23 protein-coding genes are annotated in these 25,444 nt (G+C 60.4%); 14 read left to right on the forward strand and 9 right to left on the reverse strand.

The genetic code is table 11. From position 1 onward, the window contains the following. Positions 1 to 293 precede the first annotated feature (293 nt). The 3 genes from PMI26_RS24115 to PMI26_RS24105 form a co-directional block, all read right to left on the reverse strand. Positions 294 to 1,952 (reverse strand): cation acetate symporter, encoded by a 1,659-nt coding sequence (locus PMI26_RS24115; RefSeq protein ID WP_007971393.1) that lies wholly within the window; start codon positions 1,950 to 1,952, stop codon positions 294 to 296. Next, positions 1,949 to 2,260: a DUF485 domain-containing protein gene (locus PMI26_RS24110; RefSeq protein ID WP_007971395.1), complete on the reverse strand. Its 312-nt coding sequence runs from the start codon at positions 2,258 to 2,260 to the stop codon at positions 1,949 to 1,951. Before PMI26_RS24110 ends, PMI26_RS24115 begins: the two co-directional genes overlap by 4 nt. Positions 2,261 to 2,500: 240 nt before the next feature. After that, entirely contained in the window at positions 2,501 to 3,352 is an 852-nt protein-coding gene (locus PMI26_RS24105) for a glycine betaine ABC transporter substrate-binding protein (protein ID WP_033047503.1), read from the reverse strand. A gap of 287 nt (positions 3,353 to 3,639) precedes the next feature. Here PMI26_RS24105 and PMI26_RS24100 point away from each other — a divergent pair, with 287 nt between their 5' ends. Next, entirely contained in the window at positions 3,640 to 5,235 is a 1,596-nt protein-coding gene (locus tag PMI26_RS24100) for a glycoside hydrolase family 17 protein (RefSeq protein ID WP_007971401.1), read from the forward strand. A gap of 126 nt (positions 5,236 to 5,361) precedes the next feature. On the opposite strand, the gene PMI26_RS24095 is transcribed toward PMI26_RS24100, so the two are convergent. Continuing rightward, complete coding sequence (locus PMI26_RS24095) at positions 5,362 to 5,730, reverse strand: hypothetical protein (RefSeq protein ID WP_007971403.1); 369 nt, start codon at positions 5,728 to 5,730, stop codon at positions 5,362 to 5,364. Positions 5,731 to 5,955: 225 nt separating this feature from the next. Between PMI26_RS24095 and PMI26_RS24090 the strand changes: the two genes are divergently transcribed. Both PMI26_RS24090 and PMI26_RS24085 read left to right on the forward strand, forming a co-directional pair. Then, on the forward strand, positions 5,956 to 7,254 hold the full coding sequence (locus tag PMI26_RS24090; protein WP_007971404.1) for a serine protein kinase PrkA: 1,299 nt from the start codon (positions 5,956 to 5,958) through the stop codon (positions 7,252 to 7,254). After that, positions 7,247 to 8,035 carry an MlaA family lipoprotein gene (locus PMI26_RS24085; protein ID WP_007971405.1) on the forward strand — a complete coding sequence of 263 codons (789 nt, stop codon included), beginning with the start codon at positions 7,247 to 7,249 and terminating at the stop codon, positions 8,033 to 8,035. The genes PMI26_RS24090 and PMI26_RS24085 overlap by 8 nt, the downstream gene beginning before the upstream one ends. A gap of 127 nt (positions 8,036 to 8,162) precedes the next feature. Here PMI26_RS24085 and PMI26_RS24080 read toward each other — a convergent pair whose 3' ends face one another. Further along, positions 8,163 to 9,077 carry a DUF808 domain-containing protein gene (locus PMI26_RS24080; protein WP_007971407.1) on the reverse strand — a complete coding sequence of 305 codons (915 nt, stop codon included), beginning with the start codon at positions 9,075 to 9,077 and terminating at the stop codon, positions 8,163 to 8,165. 134 nt (positions 9,078 to 9,211) lie between these two features. On the opposite strand from PMI26_RS24080, the gene PMI26_RS24075 reads away from it, so the two are divergent. After that, positions 9,212 to 9,820, forward strand: a complete 609-nt coding sequence (locus tag PMI26_RS24075) for a TetR/AcrR family transcriptional regulator (protein ID WP_007971410.1) — start codon at positions 9,212 to 9,214, stop codon at positions 9,818 to 9,820. 110 nt (positions 9,821 to 9,930) lie between these two features. Here PMI26_RS24075 and PMI26_RS24070 read toward each other — a convergent pair whose 3' ends face one another. Beyond that, entirely contained in the window at positions 9,931 to 10,389 is a 459-nt protein-coding gene (locus PMI26_RS24070; RefSeq protein ID WP_007971411.1) for an REP-associated tyrosine transposase, read from the reverse strand. Positions 10,390 to 10,601: 212 nt separating this feature from the next. Further along, a complete protein-coding gene (locus PMI26_RS24065; protein ID WP_007971412.1) occupies positions 10,602 to 11,042 on the reverse strand; it encodes a GlcG/HbpS family heme-binding protein in 441 nt (146 codons plus the stop codon). Between the two features lie 268 nt (positions 11,043 to 11,310). Here PMI26_RS24065 and gcl point away from each other — a divergent pair, with 268 nt between their 5' ends. The 8 genes from gcl (at position 11,311) to PMI26_RS24025 (ending at position 20,963) form a co-directional block, all read left to right on the forward strand. Then, positions 11,311 to 13,086, forward strand: coding sequence for a glyoxylate carboligase (gcl, locus tag PMI26_RS24060; protein WP_007971413.1), 1,776 nt, complete (start codon positions 11,311 to 11,313; stop codon positions 13,084 to 13,086). A gap of 173 nt (positions 13,087 to 13,259) precedes the next feature. Next, positions 13,260 to 14,042 (forward strand): hydroxypyruvate isomerase, encoded by a 783-nt coding sequence (hyi, locus tag PMI26_RS24055; protein WP_007971414.1) that lies wholly within the window; start codon positions 13,260 to 13,262, stop codon positions 14,040 to 14,042. A 137-nt stretch (positions 14,043 to 14,179) separates the two neighbouring features. Then, positions 14,180 to 15,073 carry a 2-hydroxy-3-oxopropionate reductase gene (locus PMI26_RS24050; protein ID WP_007971415.1) on the forward strand — a complete coding sequence of 298 codons (894 nt, stop codon included), beginning with the start codon at positions 14,180 to 14,182 and terminating at the stop codon, positions 15,071 to 15,073. Positions 15,074 to 15,278: 205 nt separating this feature from the next. Then, positions 15,279 to 16,559 carry a glycerate kinase type-2 family protein gene (locus PMI26_RS24045; protein ID WP_007971416.1) on the forward strand — a complete coding sequence of 427 codons (1,281 nt, stop codon included), beginning with the start codon at positions 15,279 to 15,281 and terminating at the stop codon, positions 16,557 to 16,559. Continuing rightward, positions 16,549 to 17,964 carry a pyruvate kinase gene (gene pyk, locus PMI26_RS24040; protein ID WP_007971417.1) on the forward strand — a complete coding sequence of 472 codons (1,416 nt, stop codon included), beginning with the start codon at positions 16,549 to 16,551 and terminating at the stop codon, positions 17,962 to 17,964. Before PMI26_RS24045 ends, pyk begins: the two co-directional genes overlap by 11 nt. Before the next feature lie 146 nt (positions 17,965 to 18,110). Continuing rightward, positions 18,111 to 19,025, forward strand: a complete 915-nt coding sequence (locus tag PMI26_RS24035; RefSeq protein WP_007971418.1) for an urea transporter — start codon at positions 18,111 to 18,113, stop codon at positions 19,023 to 19,025. A gap of 21 nt (positions 19,026 to 19,046) precedes the next feature. Further along, the gene (locus PMI26_RS24030) at positions 19,047 to 19,871 is read left to right on the forward strand and encodes an ion transporter (protein ID WP_007971419.1); all 825 of its coding nucleotides are present in this window, start codon (positions 19,047 to 19,049) and stop codon (positions 19,869 to 19,871) included. Between the two features lie 93 nt (positions 19,872 to 19,964). Further along, positions 19,965 to 20,963: a sulfate ABC transporter substrate-binding protein gene (locus tag PMI26_RS24025; protein ID WP_007971421.1), complete on the forward strand. Its 999-nt coding sequence runs from the start codon at positions 19,965 to 19,967 to the stop codon at positions 20,961 to 20,963. Positions 20,964 to 21,579: 616 nt separating this feature from the next. Here PMI26_RS24025 and PMI26_RS24020 read toward each other — a convergent pair. Continuing rightward, positions 21,580 to 22,209: a hypothetical protein gene (locus PMI26_RS24020; RefSeq protein WP_007971424.1), complete on the reverse strand. Its 630-nt coding sequence runs from the start codon at positions 22,207 to 22,209 to the stop codon at positions 21,580 to 21,582. A 235-nt stretch (positions 22,210 to 22,444) separates the two neighbouring features. Here PMI26_RS24020 and PMI26_RS24015 point away from each other — a divergent pair, with 235 nt between their 5' ends. Beyond that, a complete protein-coding gene (locus tag PMI26_RS24015) occupies positions 22,445 to 23,650 on the forward strand; it encodes an MFS transporter (protein WP_007971426.1) in 1,206 nt (401 codons plus the stop codon). A 46-nt stretch (positions 23,651 to 23,696) separates the two neighbouring features. Then, entirely contained in the window at positions 23,697 to 24,584 is an 888-nt protein-coding gene (locus PMI26_RS24010; protein WP_007971428.1) for a LysR family transcriptional regulator, read from the forward strand. A 111-nt stretch (positions 24,585 to 24,695) separates the two neighbouring features. Here the strand turns inward: PMI26_RS24010 and phnN are convergent, their stop codons facing one another. Then, positions 24,696 to 25,247, reverse strand: coding sequence for a phosphonate metabolism protein/1,5-bisphosphokinase (PRPP-forming) PhnN (gene phnN / locus PMI26_RS24005; protein WP_007971430.1), 552 nt, complete (start codon positions 25,245 to 25,247; stop codon positions 24,696 to 24,698). Positions 25,248 to 25,444: the final 197 nt, after the last annotated feature.

Below are 25,444 nucleotides of genomic sequence, written 5' to 3' on the forward strand. Positions count from 1 at the left end.
CCTATGTGGGTGAGTCATACCCGAGCGTTTTTTGCTTACTTTTTTAGGCGCTTGTAAAAAAGTGAGTCGCCGTAAGGGCGAAACCATAAGCCGCCGTTACCGCAGCAATGGATATGTACACGGTCAACAAGAGACAGGTCGGCTGACAGACCGCCATCGCGAGCAAGCTCGCTCCCACAGTAAATCGGTACATCCGCAAAATTCAGTTCGATTAACGCACAATAAAAAAGTGCCCCGATCTTTCGACCGGAGCACTTCATAAAACATCGCCAGCTATATCAAAGCATCAAGCCTTAGTGCGAAACCGCCCCACTCGCCCCCAACCCAGTCTGCGAACGAACAAACTGCGGGAAGAACAGCGCCCGCTCATTGTCAGCCGCAGTCGACTTGTCAGTGACCGAGAAGAACCAGATCCCGACAAAGGCAATCATCATCGAGAACAACGCCGGGTACTCATACGGGAAGATAGCCTTCTCGTGATGCAGGATCTGCACCCAGATGGTCGGGCCAAGGATCATCAGGCCTACTGCACTGATCAGACCCATCCAGCCGCCGATCATCGCACCGCGAGTGGTCAGCTTTTTCCAGTACATGGAAAGCAACAGTACCGGGAAGTTGCAGCTCGCCGCGATGGAGAACGCCAGGCCCACCATGAACGCGATGTTCTGGCTTTCGAACAGAATGCCCAGAACGATGGCCAACACAGCCAAGGCAATGGTGGTGATCTTCGAGATACGAATCTCATCCTTCTCGTTGGCCTTGCCCTTCTTGATCACACTGGCATACAGGTCGTGGGACACCGCCGAAGCACCCGCCAGGGTCAGGCCGGCCACTACCGCCAGAATGGTCGCGAACGCCACGGCCGAGATGAAGCCCAGGAAGATGCTGCCACCGACTGCGTTGGCCAGGTGCACCGCCGCCATGTTGTTACCGCCGAGCAATGCGCCGGCCGCGTCTTTGAAGGCTGGGTTGGTGCTGACCAGCAGGATCGCGCCGAAACCGATGATGAAGGTCAGGATGTAGAAGTAGCCAATGAAGCCGGTTGCGTACAGCACACTCTTGCGAGCTTCCTTTGCATCACTCACGGTGAAGAAGCGCATCAGGATGTGCGGCAGACCCGCTGTACCGAACATCAGTGCCAGGCCGAGGGAGAACGCCGAGACCGGATCTTTCACCAGACCGCCCGGGCTCATGATCGCCTCACCCTTAGGGTGAACCTTGATCGCCTCGGAAAACAGCATGTTGAAGTCGAAGTTGACGTGTTTCATTACCATCAGCGCCATGAAGGAAGCGCCGGACAGCAGCAGAACGGCCTTGATGATTTGCACCCAGGTGGTCGCCAGCATGCCGCCGAACAACACATAAAGGCACATCAGCACGCCCACCAGAATTACCGCGACGTGGTAGTCGAGGCCGAACAGCAACTGGATCAGCTTGCCCGCACCGACCATCTGGGCGATCAGGTAGAACGCCACCACCACCAGCGAACCGCAGGCAGACAGCGTACGGATCTGGGTTTGCCCCAGGCGGTAGGACGCCACGTCGGCAAAGGTGTACTTGCCCAGGTTACGCAGGCGCTCGGCGATCAGGAACAGGATGATCGGCCAGCCCACCAGGAAGCCGATCGAATAGATCAGCCCGTCGTAGCCTGAAGCGAACACCAGCGCGGAAATCCCCAGGAAAGACGCCGCCGACATGTAGTCACCGGCAATCGCCAGACCGTTCTGGAAACCGGTGATCTTGCCGCCCGCCGCGTAGTAGTCGGCAGCCGACTTGTTACGCTTGGAGGCCCAGTAAGTGATGCACAGGGTTGCCCCTACGAATACCACGAACATCAGGATCGCGGAGACGTTAAGCGGTTGCTTCTGCACGGCACCGGTCAGGGCGTCAGCCGCCCAGGCGCCCGGTGCAAAAGCTGCGATGCTCAATAGAGCCAGTAGACGCCGGATCATTGCTGAGCCTCCTTGAGAATCGCATTGTTCAGGTCGTCAAACTCGCCATTGGCACGGCGTACGTAGATGCCGGTCAGGACGAAGGCCGAGACAATCAGCCCGACACCAATCGGTATGCCCCAGGTAATCGAGGACTCAGGGTTGATTTTTGCCCCCAGCACCTGCGGCCCATAGGCAATCAGAAGAATGAATCCGGAGTAAAGCCCTAGCATGATCGCCGAAAGAATCCAGGCGAATCGCTCCCTCTTGCTGACCAGCTCCTTGAAACGCGGGCTGTTTTGAATCGAGAGGTAAATGCTGTCGTTCATTGTTTTTATCCTCGCAGCACAGATTGAAGTGGAACGGTATCCACTCTATGCGGCTGCGGGGCAGGTTCCAGACGACCTTAGTCTTAGAACCACATGACAGATTCGCCAATTATCAGCACACCATAAATCAATGTGGGAGCGGGCTTGCTCGCGAAGAGGTCGTATCAGTCACTATCAAAGTTGACTGTCAGACCGCTTTCGCGAGCAAGCCCGCTCCCACAATTTAAAGCGAGGTGCCTGTTACTTGGTCCAGTCAGCCACGCGCTCAGGATGTTTGGCGACCCAGTCCTTCGCTGCGGCTTCAGGTTTGGCACCGTCCTGAATCGCCAGCATCACCTGTCCGATTTCATCCTTGGATTCCCACTGGAAGTTCTTCAGGAACTTGGCCACTTCCGGCGCCTTGGCCTCAAGCCCTTTGCTGCCGATGTTGTTCACGGTTTCTGCCGCGCCATACACGCCTTTCGGATCTTCGAGGAAGCGCAGTTTCCACTTGGCGAACATCCAGTGCGGTACCCAGCCGGTGACGGCGATGGATTCGTTTTTCTTCTCGGCACGGGTCAGCTCGGCAATCATGCCGGCGCCGGAACTGGCCTTGAGTTGATAACCGGTCAGGTCGTAGTCCTTGATGGCCTGGTCGGTCTTGAGCATCACGCCTGAACCGGCGTCGATGCCGACGATGCGATTCTTGAAGGTGTCGTCGGTTTTCAGGTCCTCGATCGACTTGGCCTTGACGTACTCCGGCACGATCAATCCGATTTTTGCATCCTTGAAGTTCGGGCCGTAATCGACGACCTGATCCTTGTTCTTCGTCCAGTATTCGCCGTGGGTCACCGGCAGCCAGGCCGACAGCATGGCGTCGAGTTTACCGGTCGCCACGCCCTGCCACATGATCCCGGTGGCAACGGCTTGCAGCTTTACGTCATAACCGAGTTTCTGCCTGATCACTTCGGCGGCCACGTTGGTCGTGGCAACGCTGTCCGACCAGCCATCGACGTAACCGATAGTCACTTCCTTCCCGGCGGCACTGGCCACGGTAGAGCTGATCGCCAGCACCAAAGCGGCACCTGCGCCCAAGAGTCGTCGCATCTTCATCGTTACTTCCCCGAAAGTGCTGCGCTCGACGGATGCCGAGTCGCTTAAACGTATTGTTATGGTGCACAGCGCCCCCATCACGCCTCACAGCAAACTCGTCCCGACATCAGCGGAGTACTGACGCCTCGATAATCAACCTGACGCTCATCGCGACCTGCTCTGCCAGCGACCTCAAGGCATCGAGAAACGACATCAGAAAGCCATTAATCCTGACCATGGCAAACGTACCTGCCAAACCGCCCGAACTTTGCATGTCAAAATCATGCAGGCCACCAAGCGCGCGGTAAATGCAGGTAACATGCGCCGCTTTGCTCCCACACGGCCTGACCATGTCCGCGACATCCCGCTTTCCTTTTGCTGCTTATCTATTCGCTTGCCTGCTCGGGCTGTTTGCCCTTGGCGGCTTCTGGTACGGCCTTGGCAAACCGGTGATCCTGCCGGACGCGGCCAGCGCCACGCACAAGCTGCAATGCGCGTCCTATACGCCGTTCGACAAGGACCAATCGCCGTTCGACGTGCCATTCAACTTGCGCCCCGAACGTATGGATGCCGACCTCGCACTGCTGTCAAAAAGCTTCGAATGCATCCGCACCTATTCCATGACCGGCCTTGAAGCCCTGCCGGACCTTGCGCGCAAACACGGCTTGAAGCTGATGATCGGCGCCTGGGTCAACAGCAACCCGGTGGACACGGAAAAAGAAGTCGACCTGCTGATCGCTTCGGCCAACGCCAACCCGGATGTGGTCAACGCAGTGATCGTAGGCAACGAAACCCTGCTGCGCAAGGAAGTCACCGGCGCGCAATTGGCGAGGCTGATCAACAAGGTCAAGAGCCAGGTCAAACAGCCCGTCACCTATGCCGACGTCTGGGAGTTCTGGCTCAAGCACCCTGAAATTGCCCCTGCCGTGGACTTCCTGACCATTCATTTGCTGCCGTACTGGGAGGACGATCCATCGAACATCGACGCCGCCCTGCAACATGTGGCGGAAGTGCGCCAGGTGTTCGGCAACAAATTCGCGCCCAAGGACGTACTGATCGGCGAAACCGGCTGGCCCAGCGAAGGCCGCCAGCGCGAAACCGCCCTGCCAAGCCGGGTCAATGAAGCCAAATTCATTCGTGGTTTTGTCGCCATGGCCGAGCAGCAAGGCTGGCATTACAACCTGATCGAAGCCTTCGACCAACCATGGAAGCGCGCCAGTGAAGGCGCGGTCGGTGGCTACTGGGGACTGTTCGATGCCGATCGCCAGGACAAGGGCGTGCTGGCCGGGCCAGTGACAAACGTCCCGTACTGGTCGCAATGGCTGGCGGTGGGCGGCCTGATCTTTATCGGCACCCTGCTGCTTGGCGGCCGGGTTCGCACGACGCGCGCGGCGTTGGTGCTGCCACTGCTCGGCGCATTGGCCGCCTGCTCGATTGGCGCCTGGGGCGACCTGGCACGCGTCACCACCCGCTTCACCAGTGAATGGCTGTGGGTCGGGTTGCTGACCGTACTGAATCTGCTGGTGCTGGCCCACGCTGCACTGGCACTGAGTCCGCTTGACGGGTGGCGCGGGCGGGCTTTCGATTTACTGGAGCGCCGTGCTGGCTGGCTGGTTGCAACGGCAGGTTTCGCGGCGGCCGTGATGATGCTGGAACTGGTATTCGACCCGCGCTATCGCAGCTTCCCGAGCGTGGCGTTCATCGTACCGGCGCTGGTCTACCTGTGCCGCCCGGTGAGCGCGCCGCGCCGGGAAATCGCCCTGCTGACTTTCATCATTGGCGCCGGCATCGCACCGCAACTGTTTCGTGAAGGTTTACTGAACCAGCAGGCCTGGGGCTGGGCGCTGGTGAGTGTGTTGATGGTGGTTGCGTTGTGGCGCTGTTTGCGGGTTCGCACAGCTTGATTTCGCATTGACCCGACTGGCCTCATCGCGAGCAAGCTCGCTCCCACAATTGATCTTTATCGCACACGGACTTTGTGTTCACTGAAGATCCACTGTGGGAGCGAGCTTGCTCGCGATAGCGGACTATCAGGCGCTGCGGGAAGCCCTGACCAACCGCAACCCCGCAATCACCACCGCAAACACCGCCAACGTCGTGTTGTACAAGGCCAACGCCGGAAAACCGAGCACCAGCGCCAGCACTGCCAACCACCACCCCGCACGCCCGGACAACACAAAGCCGATCACGGCAGCAGCCAAGGCGCCCCAGCCCAGAACCCCGAAGTGAATCATCAGGCCCAGGTTCGAACGCACCTGGCATTCCCAACGGCTTGCCTCATCCACGCAAATGCCGACCCACTGCGCATCCTCCATGAAGCCATAACGCGCGCCATAACTGGCGGCCAGCCATACAGGCAGCAAAACAAGCAGCAGGATCACGGGCAGGCGGCGGGACATGAAACACTCCAATTGGCGAAAAACGGCGGCCAGCTTAATCGCCCTTGAACCTTTCGCAAGCTATAACAACTGTTAACTGGGCATTCAATCGCTGCAAAGTGTATCGTCCAGCTACTATAACTTCGAAATCAGGCCTGTTTGGTGCCGAGGCTTGGCACTTTGGCGCGTATCCGGTGGTCATAGCCTGCGAATTTCATTTGACACCTTCTTCTAAGGGATTTAGTCATGCTCCGCTCCTTGCGCTTCGCCGCCCTGTTTGGCGGCCTTATATTGAGTGCGTCCGCACTGGCGGTCGACGTTGACGCCGCCAGTTATGGCTACCCCCTGACCAACCCGTTCGAGGCGACCATTGCGACCACGCCGCCGGACCTGCGTCCGGAGCTCCCCCTGGACGATGACATCGATCAGACCGTGCGCAGTGTCACCTTGCGTCCGGAACGGGCGTTCGAATTGCCGGACAATTTCTGGGCAGTCAAGAAACTCGACTACCGCATTGCCACGCAAGATCACGCCGCGCCGCTGATTTTCCTGATCGCCGGCACCGGTGCGCGCTATGACAGCAGCCTGAACGAATACCTGAAGAAGCTCTATTACAAAGCCGGCTACCACGTGGTGCAGTTGTCATCGCCCACCAGCTATGACTTCATCAGTGCCGCCTCGCGCTTCGCCACACCGGGCGTTTCCAAGGAAGACGCCGAAGACCTGTACCGGGTGATGCAGGCCGTGCGGGCACAGAACCCGAAAGTGCCCGTCACCGATTACTACCTGACCGGGTATAGCCTGGGGGCACTGGATGCCGCTTTCGTCGCGCACCTGGACGAAACCCGCCGCAGCTTCAACTTCAAGAAAGTCCTGCTGCTCAACCCGCCAGTCAACCTCTACACCTCGATCACCAACCTCGACAAGCTGGTCCAGACCGAGGTCAAGGGCATCAACAACAGCACCACGTTCTATGAACTGGTTCTGAACAAACTGACCCGCTACTTCCAGCAGAAGGGCTACATCGACCTCAACGATGCCCTGCTCTACGACTTCCAGCAGTCCAAGCAGCACCTGACCAACGAACAGATGGCCATGTTGATCGGCACCTCGTTCCGCTTCTCGGCGGCCGACATTGCCTTTACCTCGGACCTGATCAACCGTCGCGGCCTGATCACCCCGCCCAAGTTCCCGATCACCGAAGGCACCAGCCTCACGCCATTCCTCAAGCGTGCGCTGCAATGCGACTTCGACTGCTACATCACCGAACAAGTGATCCCGATGTGGCGCGCCCGAACTGACGGCGGCAGCCTGCTGCAATTGATTGATCAAGTGAGCCTGTACGCGCTGAAGGACTATCTGCACGAAAGCCCGAAAATCGCCGTCATGCACAACGCCGACGACGTGATCCTCGGTCCTGGCGACCTGGGCTTCCTGCGCAAGACCTTCGGTGATCGCCTGACCGTTTACCCGCACGGGGGCCACTGCGGCAACATTAACTACCGCGTCAACAGCGACGCCATGCTGGAGTTCTTCCGTGGCTAAATACCTCCTGCTTTTCGCAGCGTTACTCTGTGCAGGCGTCGCGCAAGCCGACAACAGCAAGGCCAACGCTCCCGTGGTCGTCGACAGTGACGGCTTCAAGGAACCGTTGAGCAAACTCAAGTTCAACCCGGGGCTGGACCAGCGCGAATTCGAGCGTTCGACGCTCAGCGCACTGGCTGTCTACGATCCGCTGGAAGAGTGGAACCGGCGCGTCTACCACTTCAACTACCGCTTCGACCAATGGGTATTCCTGCCAGTGGTCAATGGTTACCGCTACGTCACCCCGAGCTTCCTGCGCACCGGCGTCAGCAACTTCTTCAACAACCTCGGCGATGTGCCGAACCTGTTGAACAGCCTGCTGCAACTCAAGGGCCAGCGCTCACTGGAAACCACCGGGCGACTGCTGCTCAACACCACCATAGGCATCGCCGGCCTGTGGGATCCGGCCACCGCCATGGGCCTGCCACGCCAGAGCGAAGACTTCGGCCAGACCCTGGGCTTCTATGGTGTTCCGGGAGGCGCTTACTTCGTCCTGCCGATCCTCGGTCCGTCGAACCTGCGTGATACCGGCGGCCTGCTGGTCGATTACACAGCCGAGAATGCGATCAACTACCTCAACGTGGCCGAGGTCAGCTCCAACCATCCGGAAGTCTGGGTCCTGCGCGGCATCGACAAGCGCAACCAGACCACCTTCCGTTATGGCCAGCTGAACTCGCCATTCGAGTACGAGAAAGTGCGTTACGTGTATACCGAAGCGCGCAAGTTGCAGATCGCCGAGTAAACCCGGCTGATACAAGTAACTGTGGGAGCGAGCCTGCTCGCGAAAGCGGTGCATCAGTCAACCTTTTGGGTATCTGACACGACCACTTCGCGAGCAAGCCCGCTCCCACATTTGCTTAGCGTTGTCTTCAGCCTTTCAGGGCTTTCCAGATCTTGCCGACAGCCATAACCCCAGCCAACACCACCGCCCCCGCCACAATCCCCGCCACGCCATTGAGCAGCACCGGCACGATAAATCCGCCACTGCCTGCCGCCGCACCAACACTTTCGATCCAGTGATGCACCACCGGCACACCGTGCGTGAGAATCCCGCCGCCCACCAGGAACATCGCCGCGGTGCCGATCACCGACAGGCTCTTCATCATGTACGGTGCCGCACGCAGAATCCCGCCGCCGATGCTTTTCGCCATCCGCCCGGTTTTTTGGGTCAACCACAGGCCAAGGTCGTCGAGCTTGACGATACCCGCCACCAGTCCGTACACACCGACCGTCATGACAATGGCAATGCCTGAAAGCACGATGATTTGCTGGGTCAATGGCGCACCGGCCACGGTGCCCAAGGTAATGGCGATGATTTCCGCCGAAAGAATGAAGTCGGTGCGGATCGCGCCTTTGATCTTGTCCTTCTCGAACGCCACCAGGTCAGTGGCAGGATCGGCCACCGCCTCGACCAGCTGCGCATGCTCGACGGCGTCTTCAGCCTTGCTGTGCAGGAACTTGTGGGCGAGCTTTTCAAAGCCTTCGAAGCACAGATAAGCGCCGCCGACCATCAACAGCGGTGTGACCAGCCACGGAATGAACGCACTGATCGCCAACGCCGACGGTACCAGGATCAATTTATTGATGAACGAACCCTTGGCGACCGCCCAGACCACCGGGATTTCCCGCTCGGCCCGCACGCCGCTCACCTGCTGGGCATTGAGCGCAAGGTCGTCACCGAGTACGCCGGCCGTTTTCTTGGCGGCCATTTGGGTCATCAATGAGACGTCATCCAGCACGGCCGCGATGTCGTCGATCAGTACCAGCAAACTGCTTCCTGCCATGAATCCTGTTTCCTTCTGCAATGAATGCGCAGCAGCATAGCCCGACATAAGAGCCTACGGTGCATTCTTGAGCGCCGCGCGAGGCCGGTGATACCATGCGCAACCGCCAGAACAGGCAAGGAATCACCGGGTTTATGAGCACTATCCGCGAGCGCAACAAACAATTGATCCTGCGTGCCGCCAGTGAGGAGTTCGCCGACAAAGGCTTCGCTGCGACCAAAACCAGCGACATCGCAGCCAAGGCGGGATTGCCCAAGCCCAACGTCTACTACTACTTCAAATCCAAGGAAAACCTCTACCGCGAGGTCCTGGAAAGCATCATCGAGCCGATCCTGCAGGCTTCGACACCGTTCAATCCGGACGGCGAACCCGGTGAAGTGCTCAGCGGCTACATTCGCTCGAAAATCCGCATCTCCCGCGACCTGCCTTTCGCCTCCAAGGTGTTCGCCAGCGAAATCATGCACGGCGCACCCCACCTGAGCACCGACCTGGTCGAACAGCTCAATGGTCAGGCCAAACACAACATCGAGTGCATCCAGACCTGGATCGACCGCGGACAAATCGCCCCCATCGACCCCAACCACCTGATGTTCAGCATCTGGGCCGCCACCCAGACCTACGCCGACTTCGACTGGCAGATCACCGCCATCACCGGCAAGGCGAAGCTGGATGAAGAAGATTACGAAGCGGCGGCGCAGACGATTATCCGGTTGGTGTTGAAGGGGTGTGAGCCGGAGCGGTAGACCGAGTCGCGGCCTTCGCGAGCAGGCCCGCTCCCACAGGGGATTTGTGAGCACTGGAGATCCGTTGTGGGAGCGAGCCTGCTCGCGAATAGCGGCACCACGGTTTCAGCTCAAACCCAAACAGCATCCCACAGCGGATAGTCGCCCAGCTTCTCGACCAGGCCAGCCCGCAACGGATTGGCTACGACATACCGCGCCATCTTCACCAAATCCTCATCTCGCCTCAATGCTCGGTCGTGATACCCCTGTTGCCAAAGACAGATCTTCCCGCCGACGGACCGATTCACTGCCTTGGTGCTTAGCGACTTGGTCCTTTGCATCAATCCACTGAGCGAACCCTGCTGCAACTCGACCAACCAATGAAAATGGTCAGGCATGACGACCCATGCCAATGACTTGGCACAACCTTGCGTCTGAGCATTTCGAAATTGGTCAACGACCAATCTGCCCAAGGTGAAATCCTTGAAGACAGGTCGGCGTTCGAAGGTATTGGCAGTCAATAGGTAGATACGGTTTTGTTCTGCGTAACGGCCGATACGCAGGCGATGTGAGGCAGACAACTTGGGCATTCCCTTGCCACTCTCATGATGAAGTCATGAAAAGGCTAGCCCCGCATTTGCTGGAGGGTAATGCAGACTTTTAGCTGAATGTGACTGGAAGAATGCTTTCGCGAGCAGGCTCGCTCCCACAGTGATATTGCGGTGATCAGACATTTTGTGTCCGCCACCGCCCCTCGTGGGAGCGGGCTTGCTCGCGAAGGCGATTGATCAGGCGCTACAGATCAAGCCGCCACCCCCGCATCCGCCACCAACCCCAACGCCTCGATGGCATTGATCGCGCACTGCTCGTCAACATCCGACAGATCGCCGCTGATCCCCACCGCCCCCAACACATTCCCGTCCTGATCCCGCACCAGCACACCACCCGGTGCCGGCACGACACTGCCCTGCCCCAGGCTGTTCAACGCGGCGATAAACGCCGGGCGTTGCTGGGCGTCCAGCGCCAGCAGGCGTGACCCCTTGCCCAGCGCAATGGCGCCCCAGGCCTTGCCGATGGCGACGTGCGGGCGCAGCAGGCTCGCGCCGTCTTCGCGTTGCAGGGTGATCAGATGCCCGCCGGCATCCAGTACCGCGATGGTCAAGGGTGCCGCGGCGATTGCCCGCCCTGCGTTGATGGCCTCGTTGACCAGGTTGACTGCGACTTTCAAGGTTAAAGCGCTCATGGTGCCGTCCTCATTTTGTTATAGGGAAAGTCGTGGGGCTGCGCTTTTGTGCCGCAGCCCGATGCAACAAATAGAACACAATGGATTATTTTTTTGTATACAATAATTCTCGAAAGGCGCCACATGCGACGAAAAGCCACAGTAGAACTGGCTTCCGACGAATGAAACAAGCGCTTGAGAAAATGGATTGACCTGCGCCGTCCGCCGTGAATACACTCTGCGCAAAGCCACTTGTATACAATTACAAAACGTAAAGAGGCACAAAACCATGAGCAAAATGAGAGCAATCGAAGCCGCCGTTCTGGTGATGCGCCGTGAAGGGGTCGATACCGCTTTTGGCATCCCGGGTGCCGCCATCAACCCGCTGTACTCCGCCCTGCAAAAGGTCGGCGGCATCGATCACGTACTCGCTCGCCACGTTGAAGGCGCCTCGCACATGGCCGAGGGCTACACCCGCACCAAGGCCGGCAACATCGGCGTGTGCATCGGTACTTCCGGCCCTGCCGGCACCGACATGGTCACCGGGCTCTACAGCGCCTCGGCCGACTCGATTCCAATCCTCTGCATCACAGGGCAAGCACCCCGCGCCCGTATGCACAAGGAAGACTTCCAGGCTGTCGACATCACCAGTATCGTCAAGCCAGTCACCAAGTGGGCAACCACCGTTCTGGAACCGGGCCAGGTGCCTTACGCGTTCCAGAAAGCCTTCTATGAAATGCGCTCCGGCCGTCCAGGCCCGGTGCTGATCGACCTGCCGTTCGACGTTCAAATGGCGGAAATCGAATTCGACATCGACGCTTACCAGCCACTGCCGCTGGCCAAGCCGACCGCTAGCCGGGTTCAGGTCGAGAAGGCCCTGGCCTTGCTGGATCAGGCCGAGCGTCCATTGCTGGTCGCCGGTGGCGGCATCATCAACGCCGACGCCAGCGACCTGCTGGTGGAATTCGCCGAGCTGACCGGTATTCCGGTTGTCCCGACCTTGATGGGCTGGGGCACCATCCCTGACGATCACCCGCTGATGGTGGGCATGGTTGGCTTGCAGACCTCGCACCGCTACGGCAACGCGACCATGCTCAAGTCGGACGTGGTGCTGGGCATCGGTAACCGTTGGGCCAACCGTCACACCGGTTCGGTCGACGTCTACACCGAAGGCCGCAAGTTCATCCACGTCGACATCGAAGGCACTCAGATCGGCCGCGTGTTCACCCCGGACCTGGGCATCGTGTCCGACGCCGCTGCCGCGCTGACCGTGTTCATCGAAGTCGCTCGCGAGTGGCAAGCCGCCGGCAAGCTGAAGAACCGCAGCGCCTGGTTGCAAGACTGCCAGCAGCGTAAAGCCAGCCTGCAGCGCAAGACTCACTTCGACAACGTCCCGGTCAAGCCGCAGCGCGTTTACGAAGAAATGAACCAGGTGTTCGGCAAGGACACCTGCTACGTCAGCACCATCGGTCTGTCGCAGATTGCCGGCGCGCAGTTCCTGCACGTCTACAAGCCGCGCCACTGGATCAACTGCGGTCAGGCAGGCCCTCTGGGCTGGACCATTCCGGCAGCGCTGGGTGTGGTCAAGGCTGATCCGAACCGTAAAGTCGTGGCCCTGTCGGGGGACTATGACTTCCAGTTCATGATCGAGGAATTGGCGGTGGGCGCGCAGTTCAAGCTGCCGTACATCCACGTCGTGGTGAACAACTCGTACCTGGGCCTGATCCGCCAGGCACAGCGCGGTTTCGACATGGACTACTGCGTACAGCTGTCCTTCGACAACCTGAACGCACCGGAACTCAACGGCTACGGTGTGGACCACGTCGCGGTGGCCGAAGGCCTGGGCTGCAAGGCTCTGCGTGTGTTCGAACCGGCTCAGATCCAGCCTGCCCTGCGCAAGGCTCAGGAACTGATCGAAGAGTTCAAGGTTCCGGTGATCGTCGAGATCATCCTGGAGCGCGTGACCAACATTTCCATGGGCACCGAGATCAACGCCGTCAACGAATTCGAAGACCTGGCGCTGGTCGGCGACGACGCACCGACTGCGATTTCGCTGCTGGACTAACAGCTGACCGCTCCCCCTGTGGGAGCGGGCTATGTGGCGAGGGAGCTTGCTCCCGCTCGGCTGCGAAGCAGTCGTAAAGCTTTTGGGGCCGCTTCGCGCCCCAGCGGGAGCAAGCTCCCTCGCCACACAAGCCCGCTCCCACAAGGGACCTCATACATATACGGGAGACCACCATGCCGCGTTTCGCAGCCAACCTGTCCATGCTGTTCACCGAACAGGACTTTCTTGCCCGTTTCGAAGCGGCCGCCAAAGCCGGCTTCAGTGGTGTCGAGTACCTGTTCCCGTACGACTTCAGCTCCGCCGAAATCAAGGCCAAGCTCGACGCCAACGGTCTGACCCAAGTGCTGTTCAACCTGCCGGCCGGCGACTGGGCCAAGGGCGAGCGCGGTATCGCGTGCCTGCCGGACCGGGTTGAAGAGTTCCGTGCCGGTGTCGATCTGGCCATCGCCTACGCGCAAGTGCTGGGCAATACCCAGGTCAACTGCCTGGCCGGTATCCGGCCGCAGGGCTTTGACGATGCCACCGTGGAGAAAACCTTCGTCGCCAACCTCAAGTACGCGGCCGACAAGCTGCAAGCGGCGGGCATCAAGCTGGTGATGGAAGCGATCAACACCCGTGACATTCCAGGTTTCTATCTGAACAACACGGCGCAAGCCCTGTCGATTCGCGAGCAGGTCGGCAGCGCCAACCTGTTCCTGCAATACGACATCTACCACATGCAAATCATGGAAGGCGACCTGGCCCGCACCCTGCAATCGCACCTGGGCGAGATCAACCACGTGCAGCTCGCGGACAACCCGGGGCGCAACGAACCAGGCACCGGTGAAATCAACTACCGCTTCCTGTTCGAACACCTGGACCGCATCGGTTACCAGGGCTGGGTCGGTTGCGAATACAAGCCGCTGACCACCACCGAAGCAGGCCTGGGCTGGCTCAAAACCCACAACGCAATCTGACACATATCCCTGTAGGAGCGAGCCTGCTCGCGATGGTCGTCAACGATTACGCGGGCTGTCTGGATACCCGCGTTGCTTCGGGGTTCATCGCGAGCAGGCTCGCTCCTACAGAAAGCACAAAACAAGAGGATTTTCTCATGGCTAAAATCGGATTTATCGGCACCGGCATCATGGGCCACCCAATGGCGTTGAACCTGCAGAAAGCCGGTCACAGCCTGTTCCTGTCGGCGCACCACGACGCCGCCCCTGCCGACCTGGTCGCCGCTGGCGCCGTCGCTCTGGCGAACCCGAAAGAAGTCGCCCAGGAAGCCGAGTTCATCATCGTCATGGTGCCGGATACCCCGCAGGTCGACGACGTGCTGTTCCGCGCCGATGGTATCGCTGCCGGCGTGGGCAAAGGCAAAATAGTGATCGACATGAGCTCGATCTCGCCGACCGCCACCAAGGCTTTCGCCGCGAAGATCAACGAAAAAGGCGCGCAATACCTCGACGCCCCGGTCTCCGGCGGTGAAGTCGGCGCCAAGGCGGCGACCCTGAGCATCATGGTCGGCGGCGATGCCGACGCCTTCGAACGCGCCCTGCCGCTGTTCCAGGCCATGGGCAAGAACATCACCCTGGTCGGTGGCAACGGCGACGGTCAAACCGCCAAGGTGGCCAACCAGATCATCGTGGCCCTTAACATCCAGGCGGTGGCCGAAGCCCTGCTGTTCGCTTCGAAAAACGGTGCCGATCCAGCCAAGGTGCGTGAAGCACTGATGGGCGGTTTCGCTTCCTCGAAGATCCTCGAAGTGCACGGCGAGCGCATGATCAAGGGCACCTTCGATCCAGGCTTCCGCATCAGCCTGCACCAAAAGGACCTGAACCTGGCCCTGCAAGGCGCCAAGGAGCTGAACATCAACCTGCCGAACACCGCCAACACCCAGCAAGTGTTCAGCACCTGCGCGGCCATCGGCGGCAGCAACTGGGATCACTCGGCGCTGATCAAGGGTCTGGAACACATGGCGAACTTCTCGATCCGCGACAAGAAGTAAGTCCTGCCCCATCCCCATGTGGGAGCGGGCCTGTGGCGAGGGGGCTTGCCCCCGTTGGGCTGCGTAGCAGCCCCAAAATCTCTGATACACCGAAGATCTTGTGAGTGCTACGCACTCAAACGGGGGCAAGCCCCCTCGCCACAGGGCCCGCTCCCACACTGGACCGAGTTGCCCATTCGAATAACAAGAATTCCGGGAGCCCGCCATGTCGGTCGATCCGCAACAATTGCTGCGCGAGCTGTTTGCCACAGCCATCGACGCGGCGCATCCGCAACAAGTCCTCGAAGCCCATCTGCCTGCCGACCGCAGCGGTCGCGTGATCGTCATCGGCGCCGGCAAAGCCGCGGCCGCCATGGCCCAGGTGGTCGAGCGTTGCTGGCAGGGTGAAGTGTCAGGCCTGGTGGTGACCCGTTACGGTCACGGCGCACCTTGCGAAAAAATCGAAGTGGTCGAAGCTGCACATCCGGTACCGGACGCTGCAGGTCTGGCCGTGGCCAAGCGTGTGCTGGAGCTGGTCAGCGACCTCAACGAATCCGACCGCGTGATCTTCCTGCTCTCCGGCGGCGGCTCTGCCCTGCTGGCGCTGCCGGCCGAAGGCATCACCCTGGCGGACAAGCAGTCGATCAACAAAGCCCTGCTCAAGTCCGGCGCGACCATCGGCGAGATGAACTGCGTGCGCAAGCACCTCTCGGCGATCAAGGGCGGCCGCCTGGGCAAAGCCTGCTGGCCGGCCACTGTCTACACCTATGCGATTTCCGATGTACCGGGCGATCTGGCCACGGTCATCGCCTCCGGCCCTACCGTGGCCGACCCGAGCACCTCGGCCGAAGCCCTGGCGATCCTCAAGCGTTATGCCATCGAGGTTCCGGCCTCGGTGCGCACCTGGCTGCAAAGCCCCGAGTCGGAAACCGTCAAACCCGGCGACCCGAGCCTGGCACGCAGTCACTTCCAATTGATCGCCCGTCCGCAGCAATCCCTCGAAGCGGCGGCGGTGAAATGCCGTCAGGCCGGGTTCAGCCCGCTGATCCTCGGCGACCTCGAAGGCGAATCCCGCGAGGTGGCGAAGGTCCACGCCGGCATCGCGCGCCAGATCGTCCTGCACGGTCAGCCGCTGGCGGCGCCCTGCGTGATTCTCTCGGGCGGTGAAACCACCGTCACCGTGCGCGGCAATGGCCGCGGCGGGCGCAATGCCGAGTTCCTGCTGAGCCTGACCGACAGCCTCAAAGGCCTGCCCGGCGTCTACGCACTGGCCGGTGACACCGACGGCATCGACGGCTCGGAAGACAACGCCGGGGCAATCATGACCCCGGACAGCTACGCCCGCGCCGCGGCAAAGGGCCTGAGCGCCAGCGACGAGTTGGACAACAACAACGGCTATGGCTATTTCGAGGCGCTCGACGCCCTGATCGTCACCGAGCCGACCCGAACCAACGTCAACGACTTCCGCGCCATTCTGATCCTTGAGAGCACTAAACATGACGCCTGACAAAAAGGTCAAAATCCTCGCCACGCTCGGCCCGGCCATCGATGGCATCGACGACATCCGTGAGCTGGTGCTGGCCGGGGTCAATATCTTCCGCCTGAACTTCAGCCATGGCGATCACGCCGACCACGCCCAGCGTTTCCAGTGGATTCGTGAAGTTGAGCGCCAACTGAATTATCCATTGGGCATTCTGATGGACCTGCAAGGCCCGAAACTGCGTGTCGGCAAATTCGCCGAAGGCAAGGTACAACTGGTACGCGGCCAGGCCTTGCGCCTGGACCTCGACGCCACGCCGGGCGATGAGCGCCGGGTCAACCTGCCCCACCCGGAAATCATCGCCGCGCTGGAGCCGGGCATGGACCTGCTGCTGGACGACGGCAAGTTGCGCCTGCGGGTCGTGACCAAGTATGCCGACGCCATCGACACCACCGTGCTCAATGGCGGCGAGTTGTCGGACCGCAAAGGCGTGAACGTGCCGCAAGCGGTGCTCGACCTGAGCCCGCTGACCGCCAAGGATCGCCGCGACTTGACCTTCGGTCTGGAGCTGGGCGTGGATTGGGTGGCGCTGTCGTTCGTGCAACGTCCCGACGACATCCGCGAAGCCCGCAGCCTGATCGGCGACAAGGCCTTCCTGATGGCCAAGATCGAGAAGCCCTCGGCTGTCGAACAACTGCGCGAGATCGCCGAATTGAGCGATGCGATCATGGTCGCCCGGGGTGACCTGGGCGTGGAAGTGCCGGCCGAAAGCGTGCCGCAGATCCAGAAGAACATCATCAGCACCTGCCGTCAGCTCGGCAAACCGGTGGTGGTGGCCACGCAGATGCTGGAGTCGATGCGCTTCTCGCCGGCGCCCACCCGCGCCGAAGTCACAGACGTCGCCAACGCCGTGGCCGAAGGGGCGGACGCGGTGATGCTGTCGGCGGAAACCGCGTCCGGCGAATACCCGCTCGAAGCCGTGCAGATGATGAGCAAGATCATCCGCCAGGTGGAAAACGGTCCGGACTACCAGACTCAACTCGACGTCAGCCGACCGAAAGCCGAGGCCACCGTTTCCGACGCGATCAGTTGCGCCATTCGCCGTATCAGCAACGTGCTGCCGGTGGCAGTGCTGGTCAATTACAGCGAATCCGGCGCGTCGAGCCTGCGTGCGGCGCGGGAGCGGCCGACCGTGCCGATCCTCAACCTGACGCCGAACCTGCAGACCGCCCGTCGCCTGAGCGTGGCCTGGGGTGTGCACTCGGTGGTCAATGATCGCCTGCGCCAGGTCGATGAAGTCTGCTCCACAGCGCTGGAGATCGCCCAGGCCCAAGGCATGGCACAGCGTGGCGACACCTTATTGATCACCGCCGGTGTGCCCTTTGGGCAGCCGGGATCGACTAACTCTCTGCGTATCGAGACATTGATCTAGCGCCCATACCGGCCTCATCGCGAGCAAGCTCGCTCCCACAGTTGATTTGTGTACGGCACAAATACAATGACTGAGCAAAGACTCAATGTGGGAGCGGGCTTGCTCGCGAAGCAGGCAACTCGGTTTCATTGACTTTCAGAACTGCCATGCCTGCCAATCACTTCAACACCCACTGCCCCGACTGGGCCGAAGCCTTGCTCAACGGCTTCAGCCAGATCTTTCTTCAGCGTAATCCGTTGTGCGGCCTGCTGTGCCTCCTGGCAATCCTGTTCACTGCGCCCGCCTTGCTGGGCGGCGCCTTGCTCGGCGGGGTTGCCGGGCTGCTCACCGCGCAACGTCGCAACTACGCCAAGGCTGACCGTCAGGCCGGATTGTTCAGCTACAACGGCGTTCTGCTCGGTCTGTTGCTGAGCCTGTACTTCCCCTGGTCGGCGATGATGCCGCCACTGATTCTGGCCGCCGGTGGCCTGAGCGCGATGTTCACCCAACAGTGGCTCAAGCGCGTCCGGTTCAGCCAATACCTCCCTGCCTACACCACGCCATTCGTGGTGCTGAGCTGGGTGTTGCTGTGCTTCGCCACGCCCTCGACAGAGGCGCATTTGATCGAGGTCAGCACCCTGAACATGCTCGCCGCCCCTTTCAAAGGCATCGGCCAGGTGATGTTCCTCGGTCATCCGCTGGCCGGTGCGATGATTGCCGCCGGTTTGCTGATCGCTGATCGCCGCGCATTCTGCTGGGCGTTGTTGGCGTCTGGTGCGGGCATGGGCTGGAGCCTGCTGCAGCACGACTTCTACACCGCACTGCTGGGCCTCGGCGGCTACAACGCGGTACTCGCTGCCCTCGCCTTCAGTTCGCAGCGTCGCCAACCGTGGCTACCGCTGGTCGGCATCGGCCTGGCGCTGTTGCTGACACCGGTGTTCGCCGCCATCGGCCTGCCCACGCTGACTGCGCCGTTCATTCTTGCCTGCTGGCTGATCCGCACGATTGTTCAGATGCTCGGCAAAGCCAGGGTCGAAAGCGCGCCTTGCGCTACCGGGGAGAATCAACCTAGGCTGCGCTGATCATCGAGTCAGGCGTTATCCATGGACAGCAACAAACACTGGCGTGAAGACCTTTACGTCATGATTTTCCAGACCGACACCCAGGCGGGTCGGCGCTTCGACGGCATCCTGCTGTTGATCATCCTCGCCAGCCTGGTGATCGTGATGCTCGACAGCATCGACAGCGTTCACCGCAACTACGCCGATGTACTCGCCTATATCGAGTGGGGCTTCACGGTGATCTTCCTCGGCGAGTACATCCTGCGCCTGTACTGCTCGCCCAAACCCCTGCGCTACGCCTTCAGCTTTTACGGACTGGTGGACCTGCTGGCCATCGTGCCCGGCATCCTCGCGCTGTATTACGCCGATGCGCAGTATCTGCTGATTATCCGGATCATCCGCATGCTGCGGATTTTCCGCGTGCTCAAGCTCAGCCCTTATCTCAAGCAAGCCAACTACCTGATGTCGGCGCTGCGCGGCAGCAAACAGAAAATCGTGGTGTTCCTGGTTAGCGTCTGCACGCTGGTGACGGTTTTCGGCACGCTGATGTATGTGATCGAAGGCCCGGAACATGGCTTCACCAGCATTCCCAAAGGCATCTATTGGGCTATCGTGACACTGACCACCGTGGGCTTCGGCGACATCGTGCCGAAGACGCCGCTGGGCCAGGTGATTTCGTCGCTGGTGATGATCACCGGTTACTCGATCATCGCCGTGCCAACCGGGATTTTCACCGCTGAACTGGCCAACGCCATGCGCGGCGATCAACTTCAACACGACTGCCCGGTGTGCAAGAAAAACAGCCACGAACACGGTGCTGCATTCTGCTCCCGTTGCGGCAATGCGCTGTTCAAAAAGCTGGAATAAGCAAAGAGCTTTTTAATCTTTAAAGGTCTATACGAGCACGGTTATAGTCGCTGGCAAAATGCCCCATCTTTTAAATAGAACAAGGATTGCGCAGTGAAAAAACTCTTTAGCGCCTCTCTTCTGGCCGCTGGCCTGGCACTGACAAGCGTAACTCAAGCGGCACCGACACTGCTCAACGTCTCGTACGACGTGATGCGCGATTTCTACAAGGACTACAACACTGCGTTCCAGAAACACTGGCAAGCCGAGCACAACGAAAACATCACCCTGCAGATGTCCTTCGGCGGCTCCAGTAAACAGGCGCGCTCAGTGATCGACGGCCTGCCGGCGGATGTGATCACCATGAACATGGCCACCGACATCAATGCCCTGGCGGACAACGGTAAACTGGTCCCGGACAACTGGGTCACGCGCCTGCCGAACAACAGCGCGCCCTTCACCTCGGCCACCGTGTTCATCGTGCGCAAGGGCAACCCGAAAGCCCTGAAAGACTGGCCTGACCTGCTCAAGGATGGTGTGCAAGTCATCGTGCCGAACCCGAAGACTTCGGGGAACGGTCGCTACACCTACCTGTCGGCCTGGGGCTACGTGCTGAAAAACGGCGGTGACGAGAACAAGGCCAAAGACTTCGTCGGCAAGCTGTTCAAGCAAGCGCCGGTACTCGATACCGGTGGCCGCGCCGCCACCACCACCTTCATGACCAACCAGATCGGCGACGTGCTGGTGACCTTCGAGAACGAAGCGGAAATGATCGCCCGCGAGTTCGGCCGTGATCAGTTCGAAGTGATCTACCCAAGCGTTTCCGCCGAAGCCGAGCCACCGGTGTCGGTGGTCGACAAAACCGTCGACAAGAAAGGCACCCGCGCCGCCGCCGAGGAATACCTGAAGTACCTGTGGTCGCCGGAAGGCCAGGAAATCGCTGCCGCCAATTACCTGCGCCCGCGTGACCCCGCCGTGCTGGCCAAGTACACCGACCGTTTCCCGAAAGTGGACTTCCTGTCCGTCGAGAAGACCTTCGGTGACTGGCGTACCGTGCAGAAGACTCACTTCAACGATGGCGGGATTTTCGACCAGATCTACAGCGGCAAGTGATCCCTGCCCGGCAATGAACAAGGCGACCTGCACAGGTCGCCTTTTTTGTGAACACCCCGAACGACACGGGTGCGCCTCTAGCTCAAATTGCCGCAGAAAATAGCCTGATGACCATCGACCGGGCTTTGACGCGTAGCCGCCGGCTCGAAGGGTCTCGACGGCGACCGGCGCGCTTTTCCAGAAGCGCTGGTTCGACGCTTGCGAATAGAACCGGGCATTTGGGCCGTCATTCATGTCATAGACGGGTTTCGAACCCAGGTTCCCACAGCTTCCCGGATAGATGTAGGCCGTCAACCGCCCCGGCAATGTGCTGCCTATGCCCTCGCCGCTGACCTCAACCCAGAACGTTGTTGCGTTATCACCGGGCATCATGATCAACCGGGCAATATTCCCGGGATTATCGGATGTAGCATTCAGGGGAACGCTGGTGACCTGACTGTCAGGCACTGTCGAGCACCCAGAGATCCAACCGACCGCTACCACTAACGCCAGCGAAGATACGATTTTCATCGTGATACTCCCGCTTGTAAGGACACATTGAAGTGATCCCCCCAGTAGATTCTAGCTGCCGGGGCCGTGCGGGCTTTTCTTCAGATGGCCGGTTGCCATGTGTCGGCTACATCGGCGGCGTCACGCCATCCTTGCCCGCCGAGATGGATTGAGCGGTGAGCGTGCCGTCAGTGCCCTGCGTGACAAAGGTCACGATCTTCACGCCCACCTTCAACAGGCTGCGATCGGCCGGCATCAGGTTGACGATGGGGACGTCTTCGGGCACCAGGATCTTCTGTTGGCCTCCCTTGTAGTTGACGGTCAGCACCCGGCCATTGCTCACCACCAGGTCGCCGACGCTGCCGTTGGTCATGCTGCTGCCCTTGACCAGATCGAAGGGCCGATGACCGTCGCCACTGCCGGCCAGTTCCGGCGGGAACACATGGACCTCCAGGGCCTTGAGGGTGCCATCCTCCTGGGGAATCGCTGCGGAGCCAATGTAGCTACCGGGCTTGATGTCTTCGATGTTGGCCAGGGTCACGGCGCGGACCTTGGTGTCCTGGGTCAGGTTGATCACCAGGTTGTCGCCGCTGTTGGCGTGGACCTTCACAACGTCCGGACTGACACCGGTGATTTCGCCGCGTACACCGATGCGCGTGCCCGGCGCATCTTCGGCCTGCGCCAGGCCAGCGCTGAATACGCTGATCAAGGTGACGACTGAAACCCGGCGAATCAGCTGACGAAACTTCACATTCATGGAGCGGCCCTCGGGTCATGAGACGTGGAGAGAGAACATAAGCACGCTATCGAACAAGATGTAAGTGAATGTATCATTGACCTTCGATCTTCTGACGCAAGGCCATCAGGCGCACGACACACGCGTCCGTCAGTCATTCCGCAATGGAATGATAGCTATCACTCCAATCCCGCTTCCGCCGTTTCAGTCAGCCCGTTAGCCTGCGCGCATTCCTTTCCGTACAGCGAGACCCGTTATGAACCCAGCGACCCAGGTGCCCCACGGCACCGCGACAATGACCCAAGGCATGGTGCTGCTGTTCGCTTTCTGCTGCGGCGCCATTGTCGCCAACATCTACTACGCCCAGCCGATCATCGGCCTGATCGCCCCGGATATCGGCCTGAGCAACACCATGGCCAGCCTCATCGTTTCCCTGACTCAGATCGGCTATGCGCTGGGGCTGTTTTTCCTGGTGCCGCTGGGGGATCTACTGGAGAACCGCCGGTTGATGATCATCACCACCCTGGTGGCGATTGCCAGCCTGCTGGGTGCGGCGTTCACCGATCAGCCGAACCTGTTCTTGCTGATTTCGCTGTTGGTGGGGTTCAGTTCGGTTTCGGTGCAGATCCTGATTCCACTGGCCGCACACCTGGCGCCGGAAGAAACCCGTGGCCGTGTGGTGGGCGGGATCATGGGCGGTTTGCTGCTCGGCATTCTGCTGGCCCGGCCGGTGTCCAGCGTGGTGGCCGACCACTTCGGCTGGCGCGCGATGTTTGTGATTGCTGCGGTGTTGATGGCAGCCATCAGCATCGTGCTGGCCGTGACCATTCCCAAGCGTGAGCCTGATCACAGCGCCTCCTATGGCCAGTTGCTGGGTTCGCTGTGGACGCTGCTGCGCAAGCAACCGGTGCTACGCCAGCGCGCGTTTTACCAGGGCTGCATGTTTGCCACGTTCAGCCTGTTCTGGACCGCCGTGCCGCTGGAGCTGGCGCGCAACCACGGTTTGTCGCAAAGCGAGATCGCGATTTTCGCGTTGGTGGGCGCCATCGGCGCCATCGCCGCCCCGATCGCCGGACGCCTGGCCGATGCCGGCCACACCCGCATCGCATCGTTGCTGGCCCTGCTGTTTGCCAGCCTGAGTTTTATGCCGGCGTTCATCCATCCGGCCTACAGTGTCATCGGCCTGGCCGTGACCGGCGTGGTGCTGGACTTCTGCGTGCAGATGAACATGGTCCTCGGCCAGCGTGCGGTGTACGCCCTCGACGGCAAAAGCCGCAGCCGCCTGAATGCGCTGTACATGACCAGCATCTTCATCGGCGGCGCGTTCGGCTCTTCGGTGGCCAGCGCAGTGTACGAACAGGGCGGCTGGCTGTGGATCGTGATCGCCGGCAGCGCGTTTCCGCTGCTGGCGTTATTGCGGTTCCTGAGTGTTTCGCCGAAGGCATCGTTGGCGACGGCTTAACAGCGTTGACTTGCGACATCCTCAAGATTTTGCACAAGGACCCTCAATGGACCGCCTCGGCGCAATGGAAACCTTCGTCTACGTGGTGGAAACCGGCTCGTTTTCCGCCGCGGCACGACGCCTGAGCATCGGCCAGCCGGCCGTGTCGAAAACCATCGCGCAACTCGAGGCGCGGTTGGCAGTGCGGTTGTTGCTGCGCTCTACCCGCGGCCTGACGCCTACCGAGGCCGGGCTGGCCTTTTTCGAACGGGCCAAGCGTGCCATCGAAGAAGCCGACGAGGCCGACAACGCCGCACGCGGTTCCGCCAGTGGGCTGAGTGGCAACCTGCGTATCTGCGCGCCGGTCACCTTCGGCCGGCTGCACATCGTTCCGCACCTGGGCCCCTTCCTGGAGCAACACCCGGAGCTGAACATCGACCTGATGCTCGACGATCGCAACGTCAATCTGGTGGAAGAAGGCGTCGATATCGCCCTGCGCATGGGCGCGTTGAGCGACTCGGGCCTGACCGCGCGCAGGGTCGCCGAATGCCGGCGCATGGTACTGGGTACACCGGCGTACTTCGAAAAACACGGCGACCCCACCTGCCCCGCCGACCTGGGCAAGCATCAGGCAGTCGTCTACACCCTCGGTGACGGCGCCAATTGGCAATTCAACAAGGCCGGTGAGAAGCAATCGGTGATCGTCAGTGGCCGGATCCGTGTCAACGCCGCCGAAGGCCTGCGTGAAGCCGTGCTGGCCCATCAAGGACTGACCATGGCCTCGCAATGGATGTTTGCGCCAGAACTGGCCGACGGTTCGGTCCGGGAAGTGATGAAGGACTGGGCATTGCCGAACCAGGACCTGTGGGCGGTGTTCCCCACCGGGAGAATGGCCAGCGCCAAGGCTCGGGCATTTGTGGAGTATGTGCATGGGTTGTTGGGCACGAAAGCCTGACAGGCAGCTCAATCAAGATCAAAAGATCACAGGCTGCGCCATTGCCTGCATTGGCCGCATACGAAGGTAATTGCTCGTCGTCCGTTCCCGGCAATGTCAGGTAAATCGGTGTCACTCGTCAATGCAGACCAGCAAACGCTCGACCGTTTGCTCAATTGGCCCGGAGTTGTCGAGCATGTGTACGGTCTGGTCGTCCGCCAGAAGTTGCTCGCTGAAGCGGGCATTGCGCGCCAGGCGCTGATCGATCTCGATCAACGATTCTCGCCCGCGCTCCAGCAAGCGATGGCGCAGTACCGCTTGATCCACAGTCAACAACAGCACCAATACGTCTGGATAGCGCTGGCGTGTGTTCTGCAAATGCCCCCGAGAGCCATTGACCAGCACGTCCTCGCCGGCGGCCAGCCAATCGTCGATTTCCCGCGGGATGCCATAGGACAACCCATTGGCGTGCCAGCTCAGGGCAAACGCGCCCTGAGCTTCCATATCGGCAAACTGCTGCGCACTGACACCCAGCGCCGCCTCACCCACCGCTTCGGCCGAGCGGGTAATGACCCGCCTCACGATACGGCAGCCGCGTTCGGCCAACCGCGTTCGTGCGGCATCCAGCAGGCTGTCCTTGCCCGAACCTGAAGGCCCGATGAGATAGATCAACCTGCCCGCCATCAAAACACCCTCTTCATTTATCGCCACACTTGCTGGAGCACCGGCAAACCATCCTGACTGCGCTTGCACCCGATCAACCCCGCTGGCCCGGCGAATGATCCATCACCTGCATCCGTTGCACCAGCAGGTTTTCCACCCGATCACGGTATAGGCTCAGGGTGTTCGACCAGTGCCGGTTAAAAACTGTTACCTATGTG

The organism is Pseudomonas sp. GM33 (genome assembly GCF_000282295.1).
Taxonomy (GTDB): domain Bacteria; phylum Pseudomonadota; class Gammaproteobacteria; order Pseudomonadales; family Pseudomonadaceae; genus Aquipseudomonas; species Aquipseudomonas laurylsulfatiphila.